Genomic DNA, 22,852 nt, shown 5'->3' with positions numbered 1-22,852 from the left:
GATGTTTCATGACAACACGACGTATTGTCATTGCCGGAACAGGAAGCGGCGTTGGAAAAACAACGCTGACGATCGGATTAATGTCCGCTTTTAAACAAAAAGGATACGAGGTTCAAGGATTTAAATGTGGTCCTGATTACATTGATCCGACCTACCATAGCGCAGTGACAGGAAGAAAGGCGCGTAATCTAGATACGTGGATGCTTCCTCATGAAGTCGTAAAAGAGATTGTAGGTAGAGGAAGCGTCGGAGCTGATTTGTCTATTATCGAAGGCGTGATGGGATTTTATGATGGAAAGAATCCGTTAACAGATGAAGGAACAACGGCGGAAATTAGCGTGATTACGGAAACGCCTGTTATTCTAGTGGTCAACGGAGCAAGTATGGCAAGAAGCGCAGCGGCAATCGTAAAAGGATTTCAAATGTTCTCTGATCAGCCGACGATTATCGGGGTTATCGTGAATCAGGTAGGAAGTCAAGGGCACTATGAATTAATTAAAGCGGCAGTTGAGCAGGAATGTAACCTTCCCGTTTTCGGTTATTTGCAAAAAAATGCCGTACCGTCCATTCCTGAGCGACATTTAGGGCTTGTTCCGTCTATTGAGCGCGGAGACTTAGATTCTTTTTTCGAACAGCTTGGAAAAGCGGTAAGCGAAACGGTGGAACTTGATGAAATTTATGCGCGGTCCATTGCCCCTTCGTTATCCTCTACTCAGCCGCTATTCATAAATAAAGGAGAAAACCGGGTGAGGATTGCGGTAGCGAGAGATGCGGCCTTTAATTTTTATTATGAAGAAAACTTGGAATTGTTAGAAGCATACGGAGCGGACTTAGTCTACTTTTCACCGTTAAAAGGAGAAAAGCTTCCACCTGGCGTAGATGGTTTGTACATAGGAGGCGGTTTTCCAGAAGAATTTGCACGCGAGCTTTCACAGCAAACAGAAGTCAAACAATCGATTAAAGAAGCAATTGAAGATGGACTTCCAACGCTTGCTGAATGCGGAGGGTTTATGTATCTGACCGATGCCATCGTCACAAGGGAAGGAACGTCTTATGAGATGTTAGGGCTTATTAACGGCAAAGTGAAAATGCAAGATCGCCTGGCAGCCCTCGGGTATCGTGAAATTCGCGGTGGCGAAGGGAACTACCTGTTAATGGACGGGGATGTGGCGAGAGGACACGAGTTTCACTATTCGACGTTTGAAGCAGTAAATGAACACCCACACGCTTACGAAGTAATTGCCCGCCGGAAAGTGTCCAATGAGGGGACGATTTTGCATAACGTAATTGCTGGCTATACCCATATTCATTTTGCGTCATGTCCAAAATTAATTGAAAACTGGATAAAGCGCTGTGAGGAGCGAAACGATGACTAAATCTCTTCCGTTAATGTTTCAAGGAACACACTCTGATTCTGGTAAAAGTACGCTTGTAACGGCCTTTTGTCGCATTTTCGTACAGGACGGCTATCAAACAGCTCCGTTTAAATCACAAAATATGGCGCTAAATTCGTACATTACATATGACGGCAAGGAAATTGGGCGTGCACAGGGCGTACAGGCAGAAGCAGCAAACGTTCAGGCTACGACGGATATGAACCCGATTTTAATTAAGCCCAATCGTGACAATGAATCGCATGTGATCGTTCACGGAAAATTCTATGCAAACATGCAGGCGAGTAAATATCGCAGTGATTTCTTTTATGAAGGGCTCGCACTCATTGAAAAATCGCTGAACGCATTAAGTGGATCATATGAGCGAATTGTCATCGAAGGAGCCGGAAGTCCTGCAGAGATCAATTTGAACGACCGTGAGCTAGTTAACATGCGCGTAGCGAAGCTTGCAAATGCGCCCGTTATTTTAGTAGGAGATATTGAAAAAGGCGGCGTTTTTGCTAGCTTGGTAGGAACACTTCAGCTTTTGTCAGAAGAAGAGCGTTCAAGAGTCATTGGGGTCATTATTAACAAATTTAGAGGGGACGTCGAACTGTTAAAACCGGGTCTTACTTGGTTTGAAGAGTATACGAACAAGCCTGTTCTTGGCGTTATTCCATATCTAGATCATTTGAATATTGAAGCAGAAGATTCAGTAGTGCTTCAGCAATATAAAAGTGACCATGACGGAGAAAAGGAGATTGATATTGCCGTTATTCAATATCCCCGTATTTCAAATTTTACGGACATAGATCCCTTTTTTGCCGAGCCTGACTGTGACGTACGCTTTGTCAGACAGCTGAAGCAGTTAAAAAATCCAGATGTCATTATTTTACCAGGAAGTAAAAATACGATTGAAGATCTTTTGTTTTTAAAGCAAAGCGGGTTGTATGAACAAATCTCCTCCCTATATAAAAGTGGGGAAGTAACCGTTGTAGGTATTTGCGGGGGCTATCAAATGCTCGGTGAGAACATTCAGGACCCTTACCAAATTGAATCCGAGTACGGGCAAATACAAGGTCTACAGCTTATTCCGATGCAGACGGTAATGAACAAGGAAAAAGTGACAACATGGTCAGAGGGAGAGACAACGGGAGAGAATCTGTCTGTAAAAGGGTACGAGATTCATATGGGCGAGTCCACGTTTTCAACGGAAGAACGACCTTTTATTACATTAAAAGACGGTCGTAATGAAGGGTTCATTTCTGGAAATAATGGTTTGCTAGGAACCTATTTTCACGGTATTTTCCATAACGATGCGCTTCGGGAACGCTTCTTAAATGAGGTCAGAAAAAGAAAACATTTACCGCCTATCACTGGTCGTGTAAACTTTAATGAGATGAGAGAACAGGCCTTTGATCGATTAGCAGATCATGTTCGATCTCATGTTGACGTTCAGTGGATTACGGAACAAATGGAACAGTTTCAAAAAGGAGAGACTTCATATGAGCATACGCATCGAAATACCGGAATTGAATAAAGCAGTGAAACAAGATACGTTAAAATACATAGATACATTAACAAAGCCACCTGGAAGTTTAGGGAAACTTGAAGAGCTTGCAGCCGAGATTGCGGCGATGACAGCCAAGCCATTTCCCATTGTCACGCCACCTGGAGTGCTAATTTTTGCTGGTGATCATGGAATTGTCGAAGAAGGAGTATCAGCGTTTCCGCAGGAAGTGACTGCCCAAATGGTTCAGAACTTTTTGACAGGTGGAGCGGCCATTAGCGTGTTTAGCCGCCAAATCGGAGCGAAGCTTGAGATTGTAGACGTTGGCGTAGCGGCTGAGATTGCATCACATGCAGATCTTCACGTGGAGAAAGTAGGCTTTGGAACACGGAACTTTTTAAAAGAGGATGCAATGACTGGCAGTGAGGCAGAAGCGGCAATTGCTATTGGGATGAACCGCGCGTTCGTCATGATTGATCACGGTGTGAAATGCTTGATTGTCGGTGAGATGGGGATTGGCAACACAACGCCGAGTACGGCTATTTTAGCGTCTCTCAGTGATGCGCCGATTGATAAAATTGTTGGGGCAGGAACAGGTCTTTCTAATGATGCTATTGCTGTAAAAGCTCGCGTTATTGCCGAGGCAATTTCAAAAAGACAGCCAGATCGTCATGATCCTCTAGACGTGCTTTCAAAAGTGGGAGGTTTTGAAATTGCTGCGATGGCCGGGGCAATGATGGCGGCTGCTTCGCGCCGTGTTCCGGTTTTGGTGGACGGATTCATTAGCACAGTCGCAGCACTTGTGGCAACCCGACTAGAGCCAAATTCAAATGATTACATGATTGTTGGACATGCATCGGCAGAACGAGGTCACGAAACGGCCGTTAAAATGCTGAATAAGACGCCTCTTTTACAATTAGGGTTTCGATTAGGAGAGGGAAGTGGCGCAGCCGTTGCCTTTCCAATTGTACAGGCAGCAACGCTCATGCTAAACGAAATGGCCACGTTTGAAACGGCAGGCATTGCAGAGAAAACAGTTAGAAAGGAGGAAGTACGATGACAAAAGGACACGTTTATCTAGTAGGGGCAGGGCCTGGAGATCCGAAGCTCATTACGGTATACGGACTGGAATGCATTCAAAAAGCGGACGTTATTTTATATGACCGCCTCATTAGTCAAGAGCTTTTGATGCATGCAAAAGAAGGGGCAGAGCTTATTTTTTGCGGAAAGCTTCCTGGTAAACACGAATTAATTCAGGAGGAGATCCACGCTCTTCTCGTACAAAAGGCGAATGAAGGAAAAGTGGTCACACGATTAAAGGGCGGTGATCCAGCGGTTTTTGGTCGAGTAGGAGAAGAAGCCGAAGTATTAAAAGACAATGACATTAAATATGAAATCATACCAGGTGTCACATCAGGAATTGCAGCGGCAGCTTATGCAGGAATTCCCGTTACCCATCGTGACTATGGTTCATCGTTTGCGATGGTGACCGGACATGGTCGAGCATCAAAGGGTGCTGATCACCTCAATTGGGATGCGCTCGCAAACGGAATTGATACCATTGCCTTTTATATGGGAGTTGGGAATTTAACGCATATCTGTCAGCAGCTAATTGCTCACGGTCGTTCCGCGCATACACCCGTTGCGGTTATCCACTGGGGAACAACTACAAAGCAGCGCACGGTCACTGGGACGCTTTTAACGATTGAAGAGGAAGTGAAAAAAGCAGCAATTATTCATCCCTCTATCGTATTAGTTGGGGACGTTGTAAATCTGCGTGAAAAGCTTCAGTGGTTTGAAGAAGCACAAACGCCACTTTTGCAGGAAGATTAATATGATCGCTCAGTGTTCAAAAAGCACTGGGCGATTACTGTATATAACACGACTCATGAAGGAAAGAGGAGATTGAGAAATGAAGGACAAAGGACGTCTTCTCGTCTACACAGGCGACGGAAAAGGGAAAACAACGGCCGCGATGGGGCTTGCGATTCGAGCAGCTGGAAGAGAAAAGCGTGTACTCATTATTCAATACATCAAATCCAGAACAACCGGCGAACAGGCCTCGTTAAAAAAACTAGGCATCGATATGTATCAAACAGGAATCGGCTTTACATGGACAAAAACACCCCAAGAGCACCGCGACGCTCTTCAAAAAGCATGGGCACTCACAAAAGATAAAATCATGTCGGGTGGTTATGACGTAGTCATCCTAGACGAACTAAACAACGCCCTTGCCATTGAGCGTTTTCCTATCGATGACGTGCTTTCACTGCAAGAAGTGCTGCACCTAATCAAAAATCGTCCCGAGCACATGCACCTCGTCATCACAGGCCGCTCAGCCAAACAACAACTCATCGACCTAGCAGACCTCGTCACCGAAATGAACCCAATCAAACATTACTATGATGAAGGAGTTCCGGCGATTGTGGGGATTGAGAAGTAATCATTTTAAATTACAAAGTGTAACTTTTATCTGTATGTGAGGGGAGACAATTGCATGAACTTTATTGAATTTTTGAAGAATAGGCATCTGATAATTGAGAACGCTAGAAAATTAAAAGATATTTCTGCAATTCAGTACAATAATAGGCTTGAAAGTATGATGAAGAAAAAGATTTATAATGGCGAACATCAACTAAGTGAACAGATAGAAGAGAAAATTAATGCGATATATGCAAATAAGTCTAATGAGTATGAAAGAACTCTAAAATACTACATTGAGTACAAACAATACTTAGAACAGCAATAAAATGTAATTTAATTTAAAAGAAGCTGTTTAAATAAATATCGAGATCGTCTAATATATGCATTCTAAGTGATGAAGGTTATTAATTCGTCCAATGAACATCGTCTCGAAATGAAAGACACGCTTCTCTTGAACGTTCCCATTCAATGAAAAGAGGTCTGAAGTGGAAGATGCGAGACTCCTACGGGATGAGCGAGACAGGTGAGATCCCACAGGAACGGAGTGACGAGGAAGCTCAGCGCTCGCCCCGTGGAAAGCGAAGCAATCTGAAACGAAATACCGGACTATTTGAAACAGATGATCCAGCTCGACTCAGAATCTTATTTTTCAAGTGAATCAATGAAAGACAGGAAACGGTAGTTATTTTTTATCCAATGAAAAAAAGTCTGAAATGAAAGATGCGAAGATTCCTACGGGACGAGCGAGACAGGTGAGATCCCTTATAAACCGAGTGACGAGGAAGCCAATCGCTCGCTCTAAGTAAAGCGGAGCAATCTGAAATGGAGGTCCCAATCAGTAGAAGGTTTTTCGTTCAATAGTACGTACAAAAGGAGAAATGACGCCATTTCTCCTTTTTCTTTTCTAGGTTAAGCATGCGCTGAATAGAATAAATGAATGAATAAAGTTGCATTTTCTTGAAAATCTTTCCGAACTTTCGATATAGTAGTCTTAAGACTAGAATTTTTGTAAAAGCTAACAATAAGCAGATGAACCTAATTTGAACTGTACATAAAAGGAGGGTATCCATCCCAATGAAATTGCTAAACGAAGAAAAACATTCGCTTAGTGGCGTAACCGTTCATACGATTGAAACAACAAAGTACAAAACGAATACGCTCATTTTAAAAATGACAGCTCCATTGAAAGAAGACACGTTCACACTTCGTGCACTGCTTCCTTACGTGCTTCAAAGCGCAACCGAAACACACCCGAGTGCAACGAAGCTTAGAGCTTATCTTGATGAACTCTACGGAGCTACCCTTCAAGTTGATTTAACAAAAAAGGGTGAAAATCAAGAAATTACGTTCCGTATTGACATCGCCAACGAAAAATATTTAAAAGACTCCACGCCCCTTCTTAAAAAAGCGATCACGCTTTTATCAGAAGTGTTGCTAAAACCGGCGACAGAAAACGGTGCGTTTGTGAAAAGTACCGTTGATAAAGAAAAACGTGCGCTTCGTCAACGAATTCAAGCGGTATTCGACGATAAAATGCGCTACTCAAATCTACGCCTAGTAGAAGAAATGTGTAAGGAAGAACCATACCGTTTGCACGTGAATGGTCGCATTGAAGATATCGAGGGAATTACGCCTGAGAGTCTTCATAACTACTATCAAGAAGCGCTGAACAAAGACGATATTCATCTATACATTATTGGTGACATTGATGTAAGTGACGTTGTCGCAACCGTTAAAAACGAATTTCCACTCAACGAGCGTGAGCGCCTTGCTCATGATCCACTCGTTCACAAGAAAGTATCTGACGTCAATGAAGTGATTGAAGAACAAGATATTAAACAAGGAAAACTTAATATTGGCTACCGAACAAACGTAACGTATAGCGACAAGCAATACTTTGCCCTACAAGTGTTCAATGGCATTTTTGGTGGATTCTCTCATTCGAAGCTTTTCATTAACGTTCGTGAAAAAGCAAGCCTTGCTTACTACGCGGCATCTCGTGTTGAAAGCCATAAAGGACTTTTAATGGTTATGTCAGGAATTGAAGTGAATAAATACGATCAGGCCGTAACGATTATTAAAGAGCAAATGGAAGCGATGAAAAAAGGTGACTTTACGGATGAAGAAGTTGCTCAAACGAAGGCAGTCATTCATAACCAGCTTCTTGAGACAGTTGATACAGCGCGCGGACTTGTTGAAATTATGTATCACAACGAGTTAACGAATCAAGATATTTCAATTGAAGAGTATTTGAAGCGTATTGATGCGGTATCAAAACAAGAAATCATCAAAGTAGCAGAAGGTATTGATCTAGATACCATTTATTTCTTACGTGGAACGGGCGGTGAGTAAGATGGAAAAAATCCCATTTACACAATTAAAAGAAGAGCTCTATCATGAGAAGATGGATAACGGCTTGCGCGTGTATATCTTGCCAAAGCCTGAATTCAATAAAACGTTTGCGACGTTTACAACAAACTACGGGTCCATTGACAATCAGTTTGTGCCACTTATGCAAAACGATATGATTCGCGTGCCGGACGGCGTGGCTCACTTTTTAGAGCACAAGCTGTTTGAAAAAGAAGATGGAGATGTGTTCCAAGATTTCAGTAAGCAAGGTGCTTCTGCTAATGCGTTCACATCTTTCACGCGTACAGCGTACTTGTTCTCATGTACGTCAAACTTTGAACAGAATTTAGACACGCTGATGGACTTCGTACAAACGCCTTATTTCTCTGAAAAAACGGTGGAGAAAGAAAAAGGAATTATCGGACAGGAAATTACGATGTACGATGACAATCCAGACTGGCGCTTGTATTTTGGAACGATTGAAAACATGTACCATAATCATCCAGTGAAAATTGATATTGCAGGTACAATCGACTCCATTTCAAAAATTACAAAAGACGACCTTTATACGTGCTACGACACGTTTTATCATCCGAGCAACATGCTGCTGTTTGTTGTAGGTCCTGTAGATGCTGAAAAGGTCATGAAGCAAATTCGTGACAACCAAACGAAAAAAGACTACAAGCAGCAAGATGATATTAATCGTCATTTTGACGATGAACCAACAAGCGTCGCGAAGAAAAAACAGGTTATTCCGATGACCGTTCAAACATCTAAATGTCTTGTAGGAGTAAAAGCAAAATCACCAAATCGTTCAGGTAAAGACTTACTTACGCACGAACTAGCGATGAACGTCGTACTTGATTATTTATTTGGCCGAAGCTCCGAGTACTATGAAAAATTATATGATGACGGTTTGATTGACGAGACGTTCTCGTACGACTACACGGAAGAAGGCGGATTTGGCTTTGCGATTATCGGCGGTGACACGGACCGTCCTGACGAACTAGCAGAGCGCCTGCAAAAAACGCTTTTAGAAATGAAGAGTGTAACAATGACGGATGAAGAGCTAGATCGCATTCGCAAAAAGAAAATTGGAGCCTTTTTACGCTCATTAAATTCACCTGAGTTTATTGCCAATCAGTTTACGCGCTATGCGTTTAACGATATGGATTTGTTTGGCGTGGTTGGTGCGCTTGAAGAGCTTCGAGTAGCTGATATTCAAAAAGTGGTAGAAGAAGTAATCGATGAAGAAAACTTCACTGTCTGCCAGGTTGTACCAAAAGAACAAAAGGCATAATATGAGCAAAAGCCCTCTATTCGAAACGATAGGGGGCTTTAGATATGAAAAGGAAAGTAGGAGAGCGAGTTGGAACGTTACGTACTCATTACAGGAGCAAGCGGGGGAATAGGACAGGCCGTAGCGCGTGCAATGGCTTCTGAAGGCTATTCACTTGTCCTCCATTACCATCAAAACGAAGAGGCCATTAATCAGCTAAAAACAGAGCTCAACACCCCTATATTGACTGTAAAAGCGAATTTGGCGAGCGATGAGGGAGTAGAGGAACTGATTAGTCAGCTTTCAGTTCCGATCCACACGATCGTCTATATTAGTGGAAATAGCTATGTGGGCCTTGTGACGGATATGACGGACGTTGAAACGAAAGAAATGATGAATCTTCACGTCACGTCTCCGTTTAAGTTATCGCAACGTCTGTTACCGAATATGATCAAAAATCAAAGCGGAAATATTGTAATGATGTCATCTATTTGGGGATTAACGGGAGCATCTTGTGAGGTGCTTTATTCTACCGTTAAGGGGGCGCAAATTTCGTTTGTTAAGGCGCTTGCAAAAGAAGTAGCACCAAGTCATATTCGAGTCAATGCGATTGCACCAGGTGCGATTCAAACCAACATGATGAGCCATTTTACAGAAGAGGACCTGCAAATGATAGCGGAAGAGATTCCGCTTGGGCGTATTGGGGAGCCTGAGGAAGTTGCAGATACCGTCGTTTTCATTACGTCACCGAAAGCCTCGTACATCACCGGACAAGTGATTTCCGTAAACGGCGGCTGGCATACGTAAAAAAGCACAAACATTTTTCCATTATGACGCATAAAACTGTCTGACCTGAACAAAATAAGCTATGAATCAACCTTAAGGAGGGTCATTCATGTCTGTTATTGAAAACTGGGAAAATTGGAAAGGCTTTTTAGGTGATCGTTTACACCATGCGCAAAACCAGGGCATGGATAACGGAGTAGTATCAAATCTTGCATACCAAGTAGGAGACTACTTAGCGAAGCAAGTAGAACCAAAAAACCATCAAGAGCGCGTATTAGCGGATCTTTGGAGTGTTGCATCTCCTGAAGAACAACATGCGATTGCTAACATGATGGTAAAATTGGTTCAAAACAACGGTACTGCACCTAATGGAGCACAACAACAAGCCCCAACAGAAGAAACGAAGTAATAGTGTAAAAAGCATTGTCTTATGCCTGAACCTTGTTTAGGCAGCGGACAGTGCTTTTTTATTGTGCAAAATCCTAAAAGGTATGAGGTGGTTAAAACGACTCCGTTAATATCCTTAAAAAGGAAGAAGAAAACGTATTCATTCTCATTTTTTTGCTTTCTTTTTCAAAACATAGAAATAGTTAGGTTTCAGGGTTTATTAATCCTAGCAAATCCTTTATATTTATTAAGAAGGGGAGTTCCTCTCAACAATAACTGTCTTGATAGGGAGAGGGTTTTATGTCTAAAATTGAGTGGTATCTAGAATATGAGATTCAGAAAAATCGCCCAGGTCTATTAGGAGATATCTCTTCTCTGCTTGGAATGCTATCAATAAATATTGTGACGATAAATGGAGTAGATGATCAACGTAGGGGGCTGTTATTGCGCTGTGATTCGAACGAGCAAATTGAGCGACTGGAATCGATTTTAAAAACGATGGATCATATCAAAGTAACAAAGTTGAGGGAGCCAAAGCTGCGCGATCGTTTAGCGGTAAGGCACGGACGTTATATTCAGCGTGATGCAGACGATAAAAAGACATTTCGGTTTGTGCGCAACGAATTAGGGGTATTAGTAGACTTTCTTGCGGAATTATTTAAGCAAGATGGACACAAGCTAATTGGAATTCGTGGCATGCCTCGTGTAGGAAAAACAGAGTCCATTGTTGCCTCTAGCGTATGTGCGAATAAAAGATGGCTATTTGTTTCGTCCACCCTTTTAAAACAGACGATACGCAGTCAGTTAATTGAGGAAGAATACAACGAAGATAATGTATTTATTATCGACGGCATTGTTTCAACTAGACGAGCTACGGAGAAGCACTGGCAGCTTGTAAGGGAAATTATGCGTGTTCCTGCTACAAAGGTGATTGAGCATCCTGATGTTTTCGTGCAAAACTCCGAATATACGTTAGAAGACTTTGATTACATCATTGAATTGCGAAATGATCCTGATGAAGAAATTACATATGATGCAGTAGATGGTACTCAAATCTTTCAAGACAACGGGTTTTCAATGTTTGATTTTTAAGATAATTGGTAGGTGTTTTCGTTGACAGAGTTAGGCAAACGTTTAAAAGAAGCTAGAGAGCAACAAAATATTTCATTGGAAGATTTACAAAAGTTAACGAAGATCCAAAAGCGTTACTTAACAGGTATTGAAGAAGGAAATTATGATTTAATGCCTGGAAAGTTTTATGTTCGAGCTTTTATTAAGCAGTACTGTGAAGCTGTTGGATTAAATGCAGATGAAATCTTTGAAGAATACAAAGCGGATATCCCTCGTTCTCAAAATGAAGATATCCCAGAGCAATTGTCCCGTGTAAAAACGCGTAAACAGGAAGTGACGGCAAAACAGCCATCATCGTCTAAGCTGTTGGATTTACTTCCTACAATCATTGTTGTGGTTGTTATTATCGGAATCGCAATGCTAGTCTGGTTCTTTTTACAAAATCATGATACAGACAAACAATCCGGTAGCGCCACACCGAAAACAGGTGCTGAAATCGAACAGTCTGATAACGCGAGCAAAGATGCTTCTACAAAGTCTTCTGCTACAAACACAGGCACTGATGATAAGAAAGAAAAAGCAGACAAGTCCGATGATAAGAAAAAGACGGACAAAAAAGATGATAAAAAAGATGAGCAAAAGGACGATGCGAAAAAAGAAGAGCCTGCAAAAGATCAAACGATCACAGAGGTTCAAAAGAGCGGGAAGACGGCTACGCTACAGCTGCAAAACGCAGATGCGTTTAAAGTGGAAATTACCTCTTCAAACGATACATGGCTAGGTGTTCAAAACGCGACAGGAAAGTCTTATTTCAATGCCCTTTTAGCAAAAGGTACGACGCAATCATTTGATTTTTCACAAGAAAAAGAAGTGCGATTTAACATCGGATTTTCTCCTGGCGTACAGTTGAAAGTAAACGGAAAGCCGTTAGCATTACCGTTTGACCCGAGCCAGAAAGTACAACAAAAAATAACCATTCAATATCAGCCTGCAGTAGCTCAATAAGACTGCGAAGGTAGTATATAATAGGGCTTATGCTCTTGTGAAGATGGGTGATTCGAGCGGAGATATGTTTATCTTTGAGAATCGCCCATTTTTCCTGTAAACTATGTAAGAATGGAATGTTATACATACGACACTTAGGGGATACTAATGATATCCTTTTGAGTACATATTAATTGGTTTAATGGAGGAATAAAAGTGAATATACCTAATAGAATAACGATTTCAAGGATTTTTCTTATCCCCGTTTTCCTTATTTTTATGATGGTGCCATTTGGATGGGGAGATTTGCATGCAGGTAAGACTGTTATCCCTGTCGCTCATCTTGTTGGAGCACTTATCTTTATCTTTGCCTCAACAACAGATTGGGTAGATGGTTACTATGCACGAAAATACAACATGGTAACGAATTTAGGGAAGTTTTTAGATCCGCTTGCTGACAAATTACTCGTATCTGCAGCATTAATCGTACTAGTGGAGCTACAAATAGGAGCTGGAATCGGTCTTGCTTCAATTATTATCATTAGTCGTGAGTTTGCCATTACAGGACTACGTCTAGTGTTAGCTGGGGAAGGCGAAGTAGTTGCAGCGAATATGCTTGGAAAAATTAAAACATGGACACAGATTATTGCGATCTCTGCCTTGTTACTACACAACATTCCGTTCTCTTTCATTCCATTCCCGTTTGATGATATTGCCCTGTGGGTATCAGTATTCTTTACCGTACTATCAGGATGGGATTATTTTGCTAAAAACAGCAAAGCATTTGTAAACTCTAAATAAGAACGAAAAGAGATGAGCGCTATGAACGCAGAAATTATTGCCGTTGGATCTGAGCTATTGCTCGGGCAAATTGCTAACACAAACGCCCAGTTCCTTTCCAAGCAGCTAGCTGAAATCGGAATTAACGTTTTCTATCATACAGTAGTAGGAGACAACGAACAGCGTTTAGAAGATACCATCTACCAAGCAAGTAAGCGCGCTGATTTAATTATTTTCACAGGTGGTCTTGGACCAACGAAGGATGATCTGACTAAAGAAACCATTGCAAGAGTATTAGAAAAATCGCTTGTAACAGATGAGCAGGCAATGAGAAGCATTGAGATGTATTTCGAAAAAACAGGACGAACGATGACGCCTAACAATCGCAAGCAGGCGCTTGTACTAGAAGGTGCTGCTGTTTTAACCAATGATTACGGAATGGCACCCGGAATGGCTATTGAAGTGAGTGGTAAACGCTATATGCTGTTTCCCGGACCGCCGAAAGAATTACAGCCAATGTTTTTAAATCATGGTCGTGCGTACTTACTCAACCAGCTAGCGGTTAAGGAGCGCATTGAATCACGTGTGCTTCGCTTCTTTGGAATTGGTGAGTCACAGCTAGAGACAGAAATTGAGGATCTGCTAGAGGCCCAGACGAATCCAACGATTGCTCCTCTTGCGGGGGACGGCGAAGTCACGCTACGGATTACAGCAAAGCACGAGTCACTGACAGAAGTAAACCGTTTAATCAACGAATCGGAAGCAGCGATTATGGCACGCGTGGGCGAATTTTTCTACGGATATAATGAAACAACGCTTCCCTCTGAGCTAGTAAGAGAGCTCGAAGCACAGAAGCTAACCATTGCATCTGCTGAGAGCTTAACGGGAGGTCTTTTCTCCGAACGCTTGACGGAAATCCCAGGAACATCGCAAATTGTAAAAGGAGCGATTATTTCCTATCAAACAGAAGTAAAGAATCAGGTGTTGAACGTTCGCTCAGAGACAATTGAGAAGCACGGCGTTGTAAGTGAGCAATGTGCGATTGAAATGGCTGAGCAGGTGATGAGCAAACTAGATTCCGATATCGGTGTAAGCTTCACTGGGGTTGCAGGACCAGGTACCCAAGATGAGCAACCGGTCGGGACTGTGCATATTGCCATTGCCCGAAAAAATGCGAAAACGAAGGCGTATCTGCTGCAATTATCAGGCGGTCGCCAGGCGATTAGAATGCGTTCTGTTCGCTATGCATGTCAGTATTTACTAAAAGAATTACGCGCATAAAACGAAGACCATACGAGCCTAGGGGATTTCCCTAGGCTCGTATTGTTTTGATTAAAAATGAGAAGAGGCTCATCTTTTTCAAAACAAAAAAAACGAATAAATGTTCGATTTTTTACTTGGCAAACGACTGAAAAAAAGGTATAGTATATATAGAAAGTTAGTAGCAAGTACGCAACTTAAGAACGTTTCGCGAAACGTCTTTGAAGGTATAAATAATTCATACACTTTTATAGAAATAGATAGAGGAGGAAATTGAGTGAACGATCGTCAAGCCGCATTAGATATGGCATTAAAACAAATTGAAAAGCAATTTGGTAAAGGATCAATCATGAAATTAGGTGAGCAAACAGATAGAAAGATTTCCACTGCATCAAGTGGATCTTTAGCTCTTGATATTGCTCTAGGCGTAGGTGGATACCCACGTGGCCGTATTATTGAAATCTATGGTCCAGAAAGCTCTGGTAAAACGACTGTAGCACTACATGCGATTGCTGAGGTTCAGCAAAACGGTGGACAGGCTGCATTTATCGATGCTGAGCATGCACTAGACCCTGATTATGCACAAAAGCTAGGCGTTAACATTGATGAGCTTCTATTATCTCAACCAGATACTGGTGAGCAAGCTCTTGAAATTGCTGAAGCTCTTGTTCGAAGTGGAGCTATTGACATTCTTGTTATTGACTCTGTAGCTGCATTAGTACCAAAAGCAGAGATCGAAGGAGAAATGGGTGATTCACACGTAGGTTTACAAGCCCGCCTAATGTCTCAAGCGCTTCGTAAGCTTTCTGGTGCAATCAACAAATCGAAAACGATTGCTGTCTTCATTAACCAAATTCGTGAAAAAGTTGGGATTATGTTCGGGAACCCTGAAACAACACCAGGCGGCCGTGCGCTTAAATTCTACTCGTCTGTACGTTTAGAAGTAAGACGTGCTGAACAATTGAAGCAAGGTAACGACGTTGTAGGTAATAAAACAAAAATTAAAGTCGTAAAAAATAAAGTAGCACCACCATTCCGTGCTGCTGAAGTAGATATCATGTACGGAGAAGGAATTTCAAAAGAAGGTGAAATTCTAGATATCGGTTCAGATCTTGATATCGTTCAAAAGAGTGGAGCTTGGTACTCTTACAATGATGAACGTTTAGGTCAAGGACGTGAAAACTCTAAGCAGTTCTTAAAAGAGAACAAAGACATTCGTCAAACAATCTCACAGCAAATCCGTGAGCACTATAAGCTTGATGAACCTGTCGATGCACCAGAAGAAGATGACAAAGAAGAGTTTAATCTCTAAGCCGATCTTCATCGAGTGATGTTGATGTTTTACTAGTAAAGGCGAAGCAATTCTCGATTTTTTAGAGTTGCTTCGCCTTTTTATCATGTACATAAAAGAAATGAAACCGACTCTTTTTAAGAATAATGAAGGGAAATATTGGTTTGAAATTCAGCGTTTCTGTGAACAATAGAGATGGACAGCGCAAAGCTGTTGGTTAAAACGTTTGAGAGAAGGACAAAATGCTCTTTTATCTCACTCATAACCCCATTTTTTAGGGTGAGAAATGCTTAATTGTTCGGTAGTTGATAGATATTTCTGTTTCTACAATCTGACAGGCTTGACAATAAAATTTAGCAGCCTTACAATTAGGATGTATATTTTCCCTTTTAAGTGGATTTTAACTTTAAAAGCCTTAGTGTGTATTTAAGATACTAGTATCTATGAATGCATGCCGACATGAAACTTTTACCGCAAGTATATAGCAAGGGGAGGTGAAATAATGGGAACAACTTTAACAATCATCTCCGCTTTGCTCGGCCTAATCGTCGGTGCAGTTGTTGGCTTTTTTGTTCGCAAATCGATTGCAGAGGCTCGTATCGCTGGTGCAAAGTCGATTGCAGATCAAATTGTTGATGAAGCGAAGCGTGAAGCAGAATCTTTGAAAAAAGAAGCCTTGCTAGAAGCGAAGGATGAGATTCACAAGCTTCGTACAGACGCTGAGCATGATATTCGTGATCGTCGAACTGAACTTCAAAAACAAGAGAATCGATTAATGCAAAAAGAAGAGAATCTTGATCGAAAAGATGAGACACTAGATAAGCGAGAAACAATGCTAGAGAAGAAAGAAGATTCTCTCGCTACTAGACAACAGCATATTGAAGAGATGGAAAGCAAAGTGGAAGACATGATACGTGTCCAACAAGCAGAACTTGATCGTATTTCAGGATTAAGTCGTGATGAGGCAAAACAATTTATCCTAGAACGTCTGGAGAATGAGCTTTCCCATGACTTAGCAGTGATGGTGAAGGAAGCAGAAATTCGTGCAAAAGAAGAGGCTGATAAAAAAGCGAAAGAAATTCTCTCTCTTGCAATCCAACGTTGTGCAGCGGATCACGTTGCAGAAACAACCGTTTCTGTCGTGAACCTGCCAAATGATGAAATGAAAGGTCGTATCATTGGTCGTGAAGGTCGTAATATACGTACTTTAGAAACACTAACGGGAATTGACCTCATTATCGATGATACGCCAGAAGCCGTTATTTTATCAGGATTTGATCCGATTCGCCGTGAAACGGCGAGAATCGCGCTTGATAAGCTTGTACAAGATGGACGTATCCATCCGGCTCGTATCGAGGAAATGGTAGAAAAATCTCGTCGTGAAGTAGACGAGTATATCCGCGAAGTTGGTGAACAAACTACTTTTGAAGTAGGTGTACACAGTTTACATCCGGATCTAATTAAAATCTTAGGTCGCCTTAAATTTAGAACAAGCTATGGTCAAAACGTACTGAAGCATTCAATGGAAGTAGCGTTCTTGGCTGGATTGATGGCTGCTGAATTAGGTGAAGATGAAACTATGGCTCGTCGTGCTGGTTTACTACATGATATCGGAAAAGCGATCGATCATGAAGTAGAAGGTAGCCACGTTGAAATCGGTGTTGAGCTTGCGACAAAATACAAAGAACATCCGATTGTTGTGAACGCGATTGCGTCTCACCACGGTGATACAGAACCAACATCGGTAATCGCTGTATTAGTAGCAGCAGCAGATGCCCTTTCAGCAGCGAGACCTGGAGCTCGAAGCGAAACGTTAGAAAACTACATTCGCCGCTTAGAAAAGCTAGAAGAGATTTCTGAATCCTATGAGGGTGTAGAAAAATCATTCGCAATTCAAGCTGGTCGTGAAGTTCGTATCATGGTAAAACCAGATACAATTGATGACTTAGAGGCACACCGTCTAGCTCGCGATATTCGTAAGCGAATTGAAGAAGAGCTGGATTATCCAGGACATATTAAAGTAACAGTTATTCGTGAAACACGAGCGGTAGAATATGCAAAATAAAAAGAAAGCGACGATTTCGTCGCTTTCTTTTTGTTTAAGTGGATGTAAATGACTTTGCTTTTTTTTTGTATTTATGACAAACTTATAAAGAAGTTGATTGTAGAAGGAGTTTGTAAATGAAAATTCTATTTGTTGGAGATATCGTAGGCTCTCCAGGTCGTGACATGGTTCAAGACTATTTGCCTCGACTAAAGCAGAAATATAACCCAGAAACGATAATTGTAAACGGAGAAAATGCAGCGCATGGAAAAGGAATCACAGAAAAGATTTATCGCCAGCTGCTGAATGCGGGAGCAAATGTCGTAACGCTTGGCAACCACGCGTGGGATAAAAAAGAAATCTTTGACTTTATTGATGATGCAAAACAAATGATTCGTCCGGCAAACTTCCCAGAAGGAACGCCTGGTAAAGGGATCACCTATTATACATATGGTAATCAAACCGTAGCAGTGATTAATCTTCAAGGAAGAACATTTTTACCACCTCTTGATTGCCCGTTTGAAAAAGCAGATGAGCTTGTCGAAGAGGCACGTAAGAAAACGTCCATTATCTTTGTTGATTTCCACGGTGAAGCAACAAGTGAAAAGCAAGCGATGGGCTGGTATTTAGATGGACGCGTATCAGCAGTAGTTGGAACGCATACACACGTTCAAACAGCCGATAATCGTGTTCTTCCAAAAGGAACGGCCTACATTTCAGATGTTGGAATGACAGGTCCTTACGATGGCATTTTAGGCACAGACCGTCACGCGGTTATTAAAAAGTTTAAAACATCTTTGCCTGTTCGTTTTGAAGTGGCGGAGGGACGCACACAGCTAAGTGCTGTAGTAGTGGACATTGACGCAAAAACAGGGAACGCAAAGAAGATTGAACGCATCCTTATTAATGACGATCATCCTTATTTTGATATGTAATACGCAATGTGGTAGAGCAAATGATGCTCTACCATTTTTTATTTGTTCATGATTGTGCAGAATTTGGAATATATTTCTGATAAACGGGAATGAGTTACTATACCCTCCGGTTTTGAAAATTTAGATAGACCAAGCAGGAATACCTTTACAAAATCGTGAATATAGTATCAATGAAATGAATTAGGCCATTTTTCTACTGAACTTGAACATACCTTGTAAAAGATAGGGAGGAACTAGATGTGGAAATCTTAAAAGTTTCAGCGAAATCAAATCCTAACTCTGTGGCTGGTGCCCTAGCGGGAGTTTTGCGTGAAAGAGGTGCAGCTGAAATCCAGGCAATTGGGGCTGGTGCCTTAAATCAGGCGGTAAAAGCCGTGGCAATTGCTAGAGGTTTTGTCGCTCCTAGTGGTGTTGACTTAATTTGTATTCCAGCTTTTACAGATATTCAAATAGATGGCGAAGAACGTACAGCGATCAAGCTTATTGTAGAGCCCCGATAAAAAACACCTATAAATGCTTAGTGACCTGTGTGCGACATGCGACAGGTCCTTTTTGTACATGTTGGTCAGTCAGCATGGGAAGGAGAACGTATGACTCGAATTTTTGACATGCACTGCGATGTATTAATGAAGTTATGGTGGAACCCGCACCTATCCTTCAACAACTCCAATGCGCTTCATATCAACTACAAACAGCTAAAAGAAACGGGTGCAAAGGTCCAGCTGTTTGCCATTTACATTCCTGAAGCTGTCAAAGCGTGTGACCGTTTTGACGTGGCGCTTGAAATGGTCGAGCTTTTTCACAGCCATATTTTATCAAACCCTCATATGAAAATGGTAAAAACAAAAAGGGATATAGACATGCTCAAGGCGAACGAAATTGGCGCGATGCTAACTATTGAAGGATGTGACATGATTGGCGATCAAATAGCCCGTTTAAAGACGCTTTTTCGTCTAGGCGTGCGCTCCGTTGGTTTAACATGGAATTACAGCAATGCGGTCGCAGATGGCATTTTAGAGGAACGAGGAGCAGGGCTCTCAAGCTTTGGTAAGAGAGTCGTACAGGCCAACAACGAGGCAAAGGTCTGGACAGACGTTTCGCATCTCTCAGTTAAAGGGTTTTGGGATGTAATCGAGCATGCCCGCTATCCGATTGCCTCGCATTCAAACGTGTATGATCTGTGCAAAAATCCAAGAAATCTAAACCGAGATCAAATTGAGGCGCTTCTTCAGCATGATTCCGTAATTGGCATTACGTTTGTACCAGAATTTTTATCAAAAAATCAGCCATCTATTACGGATGTAATTCGACATGTGGAATACATTTGTATGCTAGGAGGAGAGCGTAATATTGGATTTGGCTCTGACTTTGACGGCATTGATCAAACAACAAGCGGATTGGCCTCATATAAAGGATATGAAGCCCTTATTAACGAACTAGTAAAGTATTATTCTACAGAAGTCGTAGAGGGGTTTTTGTTTGGAAACTTTTATCGTGCATTACCTGTATAAAGAGCACAACACTATGCATAAATAGCGAAAAATAATCGTGAAGGTACCTAGTGATTTAAAACAATAAATGCTAAACTTATAACCGAAACGGTTGTTGATAATCGTGAGATTCGCTATTTATCTATTTAAAGGGGTGTAAGACATGACAAAACAACTTTCATGGAAAGTTGGAGGCCAACAAGGTGAAGGTATTGAAAGTACGGGGGAGATTTTTGCTACGGCCCTAAACCGACTTGGGTATTACCTCTATGGTTATCGCCATTTCTCATCACGTATTAAAGGCGGACACACTAACAATAAAATTCGTGTAAGTACAACAGAAGTACGTGCAGTATCGGATGATCTTGATATTTTAGTAGCATTTGATCAAGAGACAATCGATGTAAATGTGTCAGAACTTCACGATCAAGGAATTGTCATTGCAGATGCAAAGTTCAAACCGACGATGCCTGAAGGATCTGTCGCAAAAATGTATGCGGTCCCATTTACTGAGATTGCGACTGAGCTTGGTACGTCGCTTATGAAAAACATGGTGGCAGTAGGAGCATCTAGTGCGATTATTAACGTCAGCCTAGACGCTTTTCAAAGCGTAGTACAGGAGATATTTGGACGCAAGGGGCAGCAAGTAGTTGATAAGAATATGGAAGCTATGAAACGTGGCTTTGATTATATGCAAGAACAGCTCGGTGGGACAATTGAATCCATGAGCCTCGAGAAAGCAGACGGCAAAAAAAGAATGTTTATGATTGGAAACGATGCAATCGCCCTTGGCGCATTAGCAGGCGGTGCACGCTTCATGCCGGCATATCCGATTACCCCAGCTTCTGAAATTATGGAATATTTAATTAAAAAGCTACCGAACTTTGGTGGAACCGTTATTCAAACCGAAGATGAAATTGCTGCTTGTACGATGGCAATCGGTGCCAACTATGCAGGTGTACGTTCACTAACAGCCTCAGCTGGACCAGGTTTATCACTAATGATGGAATCAATCGGTTTAGCAGGTATTACGGAAACACCTGTTGTAATCGTAGATACACAGCGCGGAGGTCCAAGTACGGGGCTACCAACTAAGCAAGAGCAGTCAGATTTGATGGCGATGATTTACGGAACGCATGGTGAAATTCCGAAAATTGTGATGGCGCCAAGTACAGTGGAAGAAGCGTTCCACGATACGGTTGAGGCCTTTAACTTAGCGGAGGAGTATCAGTGTCCGGTTATCTTATTAACTGATCTTCAGTTATCTCTTGGGAAACAAACGGTTGATCCGCTTGATTATCAAAAAGTAGAAATCCGTCGCGGAAAACTTGCGCTTGGACAAGAGCTTCCTGAGCTTGATAGCAAAGCGTATTTTAAGCGCTATGAAGCAACAGAAGATGGTGTTTCTCCTCGTGTTGTACCAGGGATGGCGAATGGAATTCACCACGTAACAGGAGTCGAGCATGATGAAACGGGAAAACCGTCTGAAGTGGCGTCAAACCGTAAAATCCAAATGGATAAACGTATGAGAAAGTTAAACAAGATTAACTTCGAAAATCCAATACATACAAATGCTCCTCATGAAGAGTCGGATGTATTATTTGTTGGATTTAACTCAACGCGAGGTGTCATTGAGGAAGCAATGGAACGATTTGAAAAAGAGGGTGTAAAAGCCAACCATGCGCATATCCGCTTGCTTCACCCGTTCCCAGCTGATGAGCTTCTACCACTTGTGGAGAATGCCAAAAAAGTGGTTGTGGTGGAGCACAATGCGACGGGCCAACTTGCAAATATTTTAAAAATGAATGTTGGGCATGCAAAGAAAGTGAAAAACCTTCTGAAGTATGATGGAAATCCATTTTTACCACACGAAGTGCATTCCAAAAGCAAGGAGCTGTTATAAATGGCAACGTTCAAAGACTTTCGTAACAATGTAAAACCAAACTGGTGTCCAGGTTGTGGGGACTTTTCTGTGCAAGCAGCCATTCAGCGCGCTGCTGCAAATGTGGGTCTTGAACCAGAAAATTTAGCCGTTATTTCTGGGATCGGCTGTTCTGGACGTATTTCCGGCTATATCAATTCCTATGGATTCCACGGTATTCACGGACGTTCTCTTCCGATCGCTCAAGGCGTTAAAATGGCGAATCGTGATTTAACGGTCATCGCATCTGGTGGTGACGGAGACGGATTTGCGATTGGAATGGGTCACACGGTTCATGCCATTCGTCGTAATATCGACATTACGTATATTGTCATGGACAACCAAATCTACGGATTAACAAAAGGTCAAACGTCGCCTCGAAGCGACGTTGGTTTTAAAACGAAAAGTACGCCTGAAGGATCGATTGAATCAGCGCTTTCTGTGATGGAGCTAGCTCTAACAGCAGGGGCAACGTTTGTCGCTCAAAGCTTCTCAACGGATCTAAAAGAACTAACGTCACTCATTGAGCAAGGGCTTAATCATAAAGGCTTCTCCCTAATCAACGTATTCAGTCCGTGCGTAACATATAATAAAGTGAACACGTATGACTGGTTCAAAGAGAACCTAACGAGCCTATCGACGATCGAAGACTACGACGCAAGCGACCGCTCTCAGGCGATGCAAACGCTAATGTCCCACAATGGTCTTGTAACGGGGCTTATTTACCAAAACAAACAGCAGCCATCTTATCAAGAACTCGTTCACGGCTATCGTCAAGACTCGCTCACAAACGCAGACCTAACGCTAGAAGAAGAACAGTTCACTAAATTAGTATCCGAATTTATGTAAATGCAAACTCCTTTCCTTTAAACGTATGAGGAAAGGAGTTTTTTATTTAAGAGAATGAGGGGTTGTGTGTATAAACCAACCCGCTTGTAAAAGAAATGCATGGCACGAACGCACCTTAT

Annotated in this window: 22 protein-coding genes; all 22 read left to right on the top strand. The window is 41.9% G+C overall.

Translation table 11 applies throughout. The features are described from left to right. The first annotated feature begins 8 nt into the window (after positions 1–8). The 22 genes from AMD01_RS12000 (at position 9) to AMD01_RS11900 (ending at position 22,733) form a co-directional block, all read left to right on the top strand. Positions 9–1,376, top strand: coding sequence for a cobyrinic acid a,c-diamide synthase CobB (locus AMD01_RS12000; protein ID WP_053401636.1), 1,368 nt, complete (start codon positions 9–11; stop codon positions 1,374–1,376). Next, positions 1,369–2,913, top strand: coding sequence for a cobyric acid synthase (locus tag AMD01_RS11995; protein ID WP_053401635.1), 1,545 nt, complete (start codon positions 1,369–1,371; stop codon positions 2,911–2,913). Before AMD01_RS12000 ends, AMD01_RS11995 begins: the two co-directional genes overlap by 8 nt. Further along, positions 2,879–3,943 (top strand): nicotinate-nucleotide--dimethylbenzimidazole phosphoribosyltransferase, encoded by a 1,065-nt coding sequence (gene cobT, locus AMD01_RS11990; RefSeq protein WP_053401634.1) that lies wholly within the window; start codon positions 2,879–2,881, stop codon positions 3,941–3,943. The genes AMD01_RS11995 and cobT overlap by 35 nt, the downstream gene beginning before the upstream one ends. Next, positions 3,940–4,716, top strand: a complete 777-nt coding sequence (gene cobA, locus AMD01_RS11985; protein ID WP_053401633.1) for a uroporphyrinogen-III C-methyltransferase — start codon at positions 3,940–3,942, stop codon at positions 4,714–4,716. Before cobT ends, cobA begins: the two co-directional genes overlap by 4 nt. Positions 4,717–4,795: 79 nt before the next feature. Continuing rightward, positions 4,796–5,326, top strand: coding sequence for a cob(I)yrinic acid a,c-diamide adenosyltransferase (locus AMD01_RS11980; protein ID WP_053401632.1), 531 nt, complete (start codon positions 4,796–4,798; stop codon positions 5,324–5,326). Between the two features lie 54 nt (positions 5,327–5,380). Then, positions 5,381–5,632, top strand: a complete 252-nt coding sequence (locus tag AMD01_RS11975) for a hypothetical protein (protein WP_053401631.1) — start codon at positions 5,381–5,383, stop codon at positions 5,630–5,632. Positions 5,633–5,775: 143 nt separating this feature from the next. Continuing rightward, positions 5,776–5,964, top strand: a complete 189-nt coding sequence (locus AMD01_RS24140; protein ID WP_157052715.1) for a hypothetical protein — start codon at positions 5,776–5,778, stop codon at positions 5,962–5,964. A 417-nt stretch (positions 5,965–6,381) separates the two neighbouring features. Next, positions 6,382–7,659 (top strand): EF-P 5-aminopentanol modification-associated protein YfmF, encoded by a 1,278-nt coding sequence (gene yfmF / locus AMD01_RS11970; protein WP_053401630.1) that lies wholly within the window; start codon positions 6,382–6,384, stop codon positions 7,657–7,659. A gap of 1 nt (position 7,660) precedes the next feature. Then, positions 7,661–8,956 carry an EF-P 5-aminopentanol modification-associated protein YfmH gene (gene yfmH / locus AMD01_RS11965; protein ID WP_053401629.1) on the top strand — a complete coding sequence of 432 codons (1,296 nt, stop codon included), beginning with the start codon at positions 7,661–7,663 and terminating at the stop codon, positions 8,954–8,956. 69 nt (positions 8,957–9,025) lie between these two features. Continuing rightward, entirely contained in the window at positions 9,026–9,742 is a 717-nt protein-coding gene (gene ymfI / locus AMD01_RS11960) for an elongation factor P 5-aminopentanone reductase (RefSeq protein WP_083446528.1), read from the top strand. Between the two features lie 88 nt (positions 9,743–9,830). Next, on the top strand, positions 9,831–10,130 hold the full coding sequence (locus tag AMD01_RS11955) for a DUF3243 domain-containing protein (RefSeq protein WP_053401628.1): 300 nt from the start codon (positions 9,831–9,833) through the stop codon (positions 10,128–10,130). A gap of 278 nt (positions 10,131–10,408) precedes the next feature. Further along, positions 10,409–11,200: a DUF3388 domain-containing protein gene (locus AMD01_RS11950; RefSeq protein WP_053401627.1), complete on the top strand. Its 792-nt coding sequence runs from the start codon at positions 10,409–10,411 to the stop codon at positions 11,198–11,200. A 12-nt stretch (positions 11,201–11,212) separates the two neighbouring features. Continuing rightward, positions 11,213–12,184 carry a helix-turn-helix domain-containing protein gene (locus AMD01_RS11945; RefSeq protein ID WP_342666985.1) on the top strand — a complete coding sequence of 324 codons (972 nt, stop codon included), beginning with the start codon at positions 11,213–11,215 and terminating at the stop codon, positions 12,182–12,184. Positions 12,185–12,379: 195 nt separating this feature from the next. Further along, entirely contained in the window at positions 12,380–12,964 is a 585-nt protein-coding gene (gene pgsA, locus AMD01_RS11940; RefSeq protein ID WP_053401625.1) for a CDP-diacylglycerol--glycerol-3-phosphate 3-phosphatidyltransferase, read from the top strand. A gap of 21 nt (positions 12,965–12,985) precedes the next feature. After that, on the top strand, positions 12,986–14,224 hold the full coding sequence (locus tag AMD01_RS11935) for a competence/damage-inducible protein A (protein ID WP_053401624.1): 1,239 nt from the start codon (positions 12,986–12,988) through the stop codon (positions 14,222–14,224). Positions 14,225–14,480: 256 nt separating this feature from the next. Continuing rightward, on the top strand, positions 14,481–15,515 hold the full coding sequence (gene recA / locus AMD01_RS11930; protein ID WP_053401623.1) for a recombinase RecA: 1,035 nt from the start codon (positions 14,481–14,483) through the stop codon (positions 15,513–15,515). A gap of 481 nt (positions 15,516–15,996) precedes the next feature. Next, a complete protein-coding gene (gene rny / locus AMD01_RS11925) occupies positions 15,997–17,559 on the top strand; it encodes a ribonuclease Y (RefSeq protein ID WP_053401622.1) in 1,563 nt (520 codons plus the stop codon). Positions 17,560–17,675: 116 nt separating this feature from the next. After that, complete coding sequence (locus AMD01_RS11920; protein WP_053401621.1) at positions 17,676–18,473, top strand: TIGR00282 family metallophosphoesterase; 798 nt, start codon at positions 17,676–17,678, stop codon at positions 18,471–18,473. Between the two features lie 239 nt (positions 18,474–18,712). Continuing rightward, a complete protein-coding gene (gene spoVS / locus AMD01_RS11915) occupies positions 18,713–18,973 on the top strand; it encodes a stage V sporulation protein SpoVS (protein WP_003181955.1) in 261 nt (86 codons plus the stop codon). 90 nt (positions 18,974–19,063) lie between these two features. After that, a complete protein-coding gene (locus tag AMD01_RS11910) occupies positions 19,064–19,984 on the top strand; it encodes a dipeptidase (RefSeq protein WP_053401620.1) in 921 nt (306 codons plus the stop codon). A 142-nt stretch (positions 19,985–20,126) separates the two neighbouring features. Continuing rightward, the gene (locus tag AMD01_RS11905) at positions 20,127–21,866 is read left to right on the top strand and encodes a 2-oxoacid:acceptor oxidoreductase subunit alpha (RefSeq protein ID WP_083446527.1); all 1,740 of its coding nucleotides are present in this window, start codon (positions 20,127–20,129) and stop codon (positions 21,864–21,866) included. Further along, positions 21,867–22,733, top strand: a complete 867-nt coding sequence (locus AMD01_RS11900; protein ID WP_053401619.1) for a 2-oxoacid:ferredoxin oxidoreductase subunit beta — start codon at positions 21,867–21,869, stop codon at positions 22,731–22,733. It begins immediately after the preceding gene. The last annotated feature ends 119 nt before the right edge of the window (positions 22,734–22,852 follow it).

It is taken from the genome of Priestia koreensis (assembly GCF_001274935.1).
GTDB classification, from domain to species: Bacteria; Bacillota; Bacilli; order Bacillales; family Bacillaceae_H; genus Bacillus_AG; species Bacillus_AG koreensis.
This window is presented reverse-complemented; position numbering and strand designations above follow the sequence as displayed.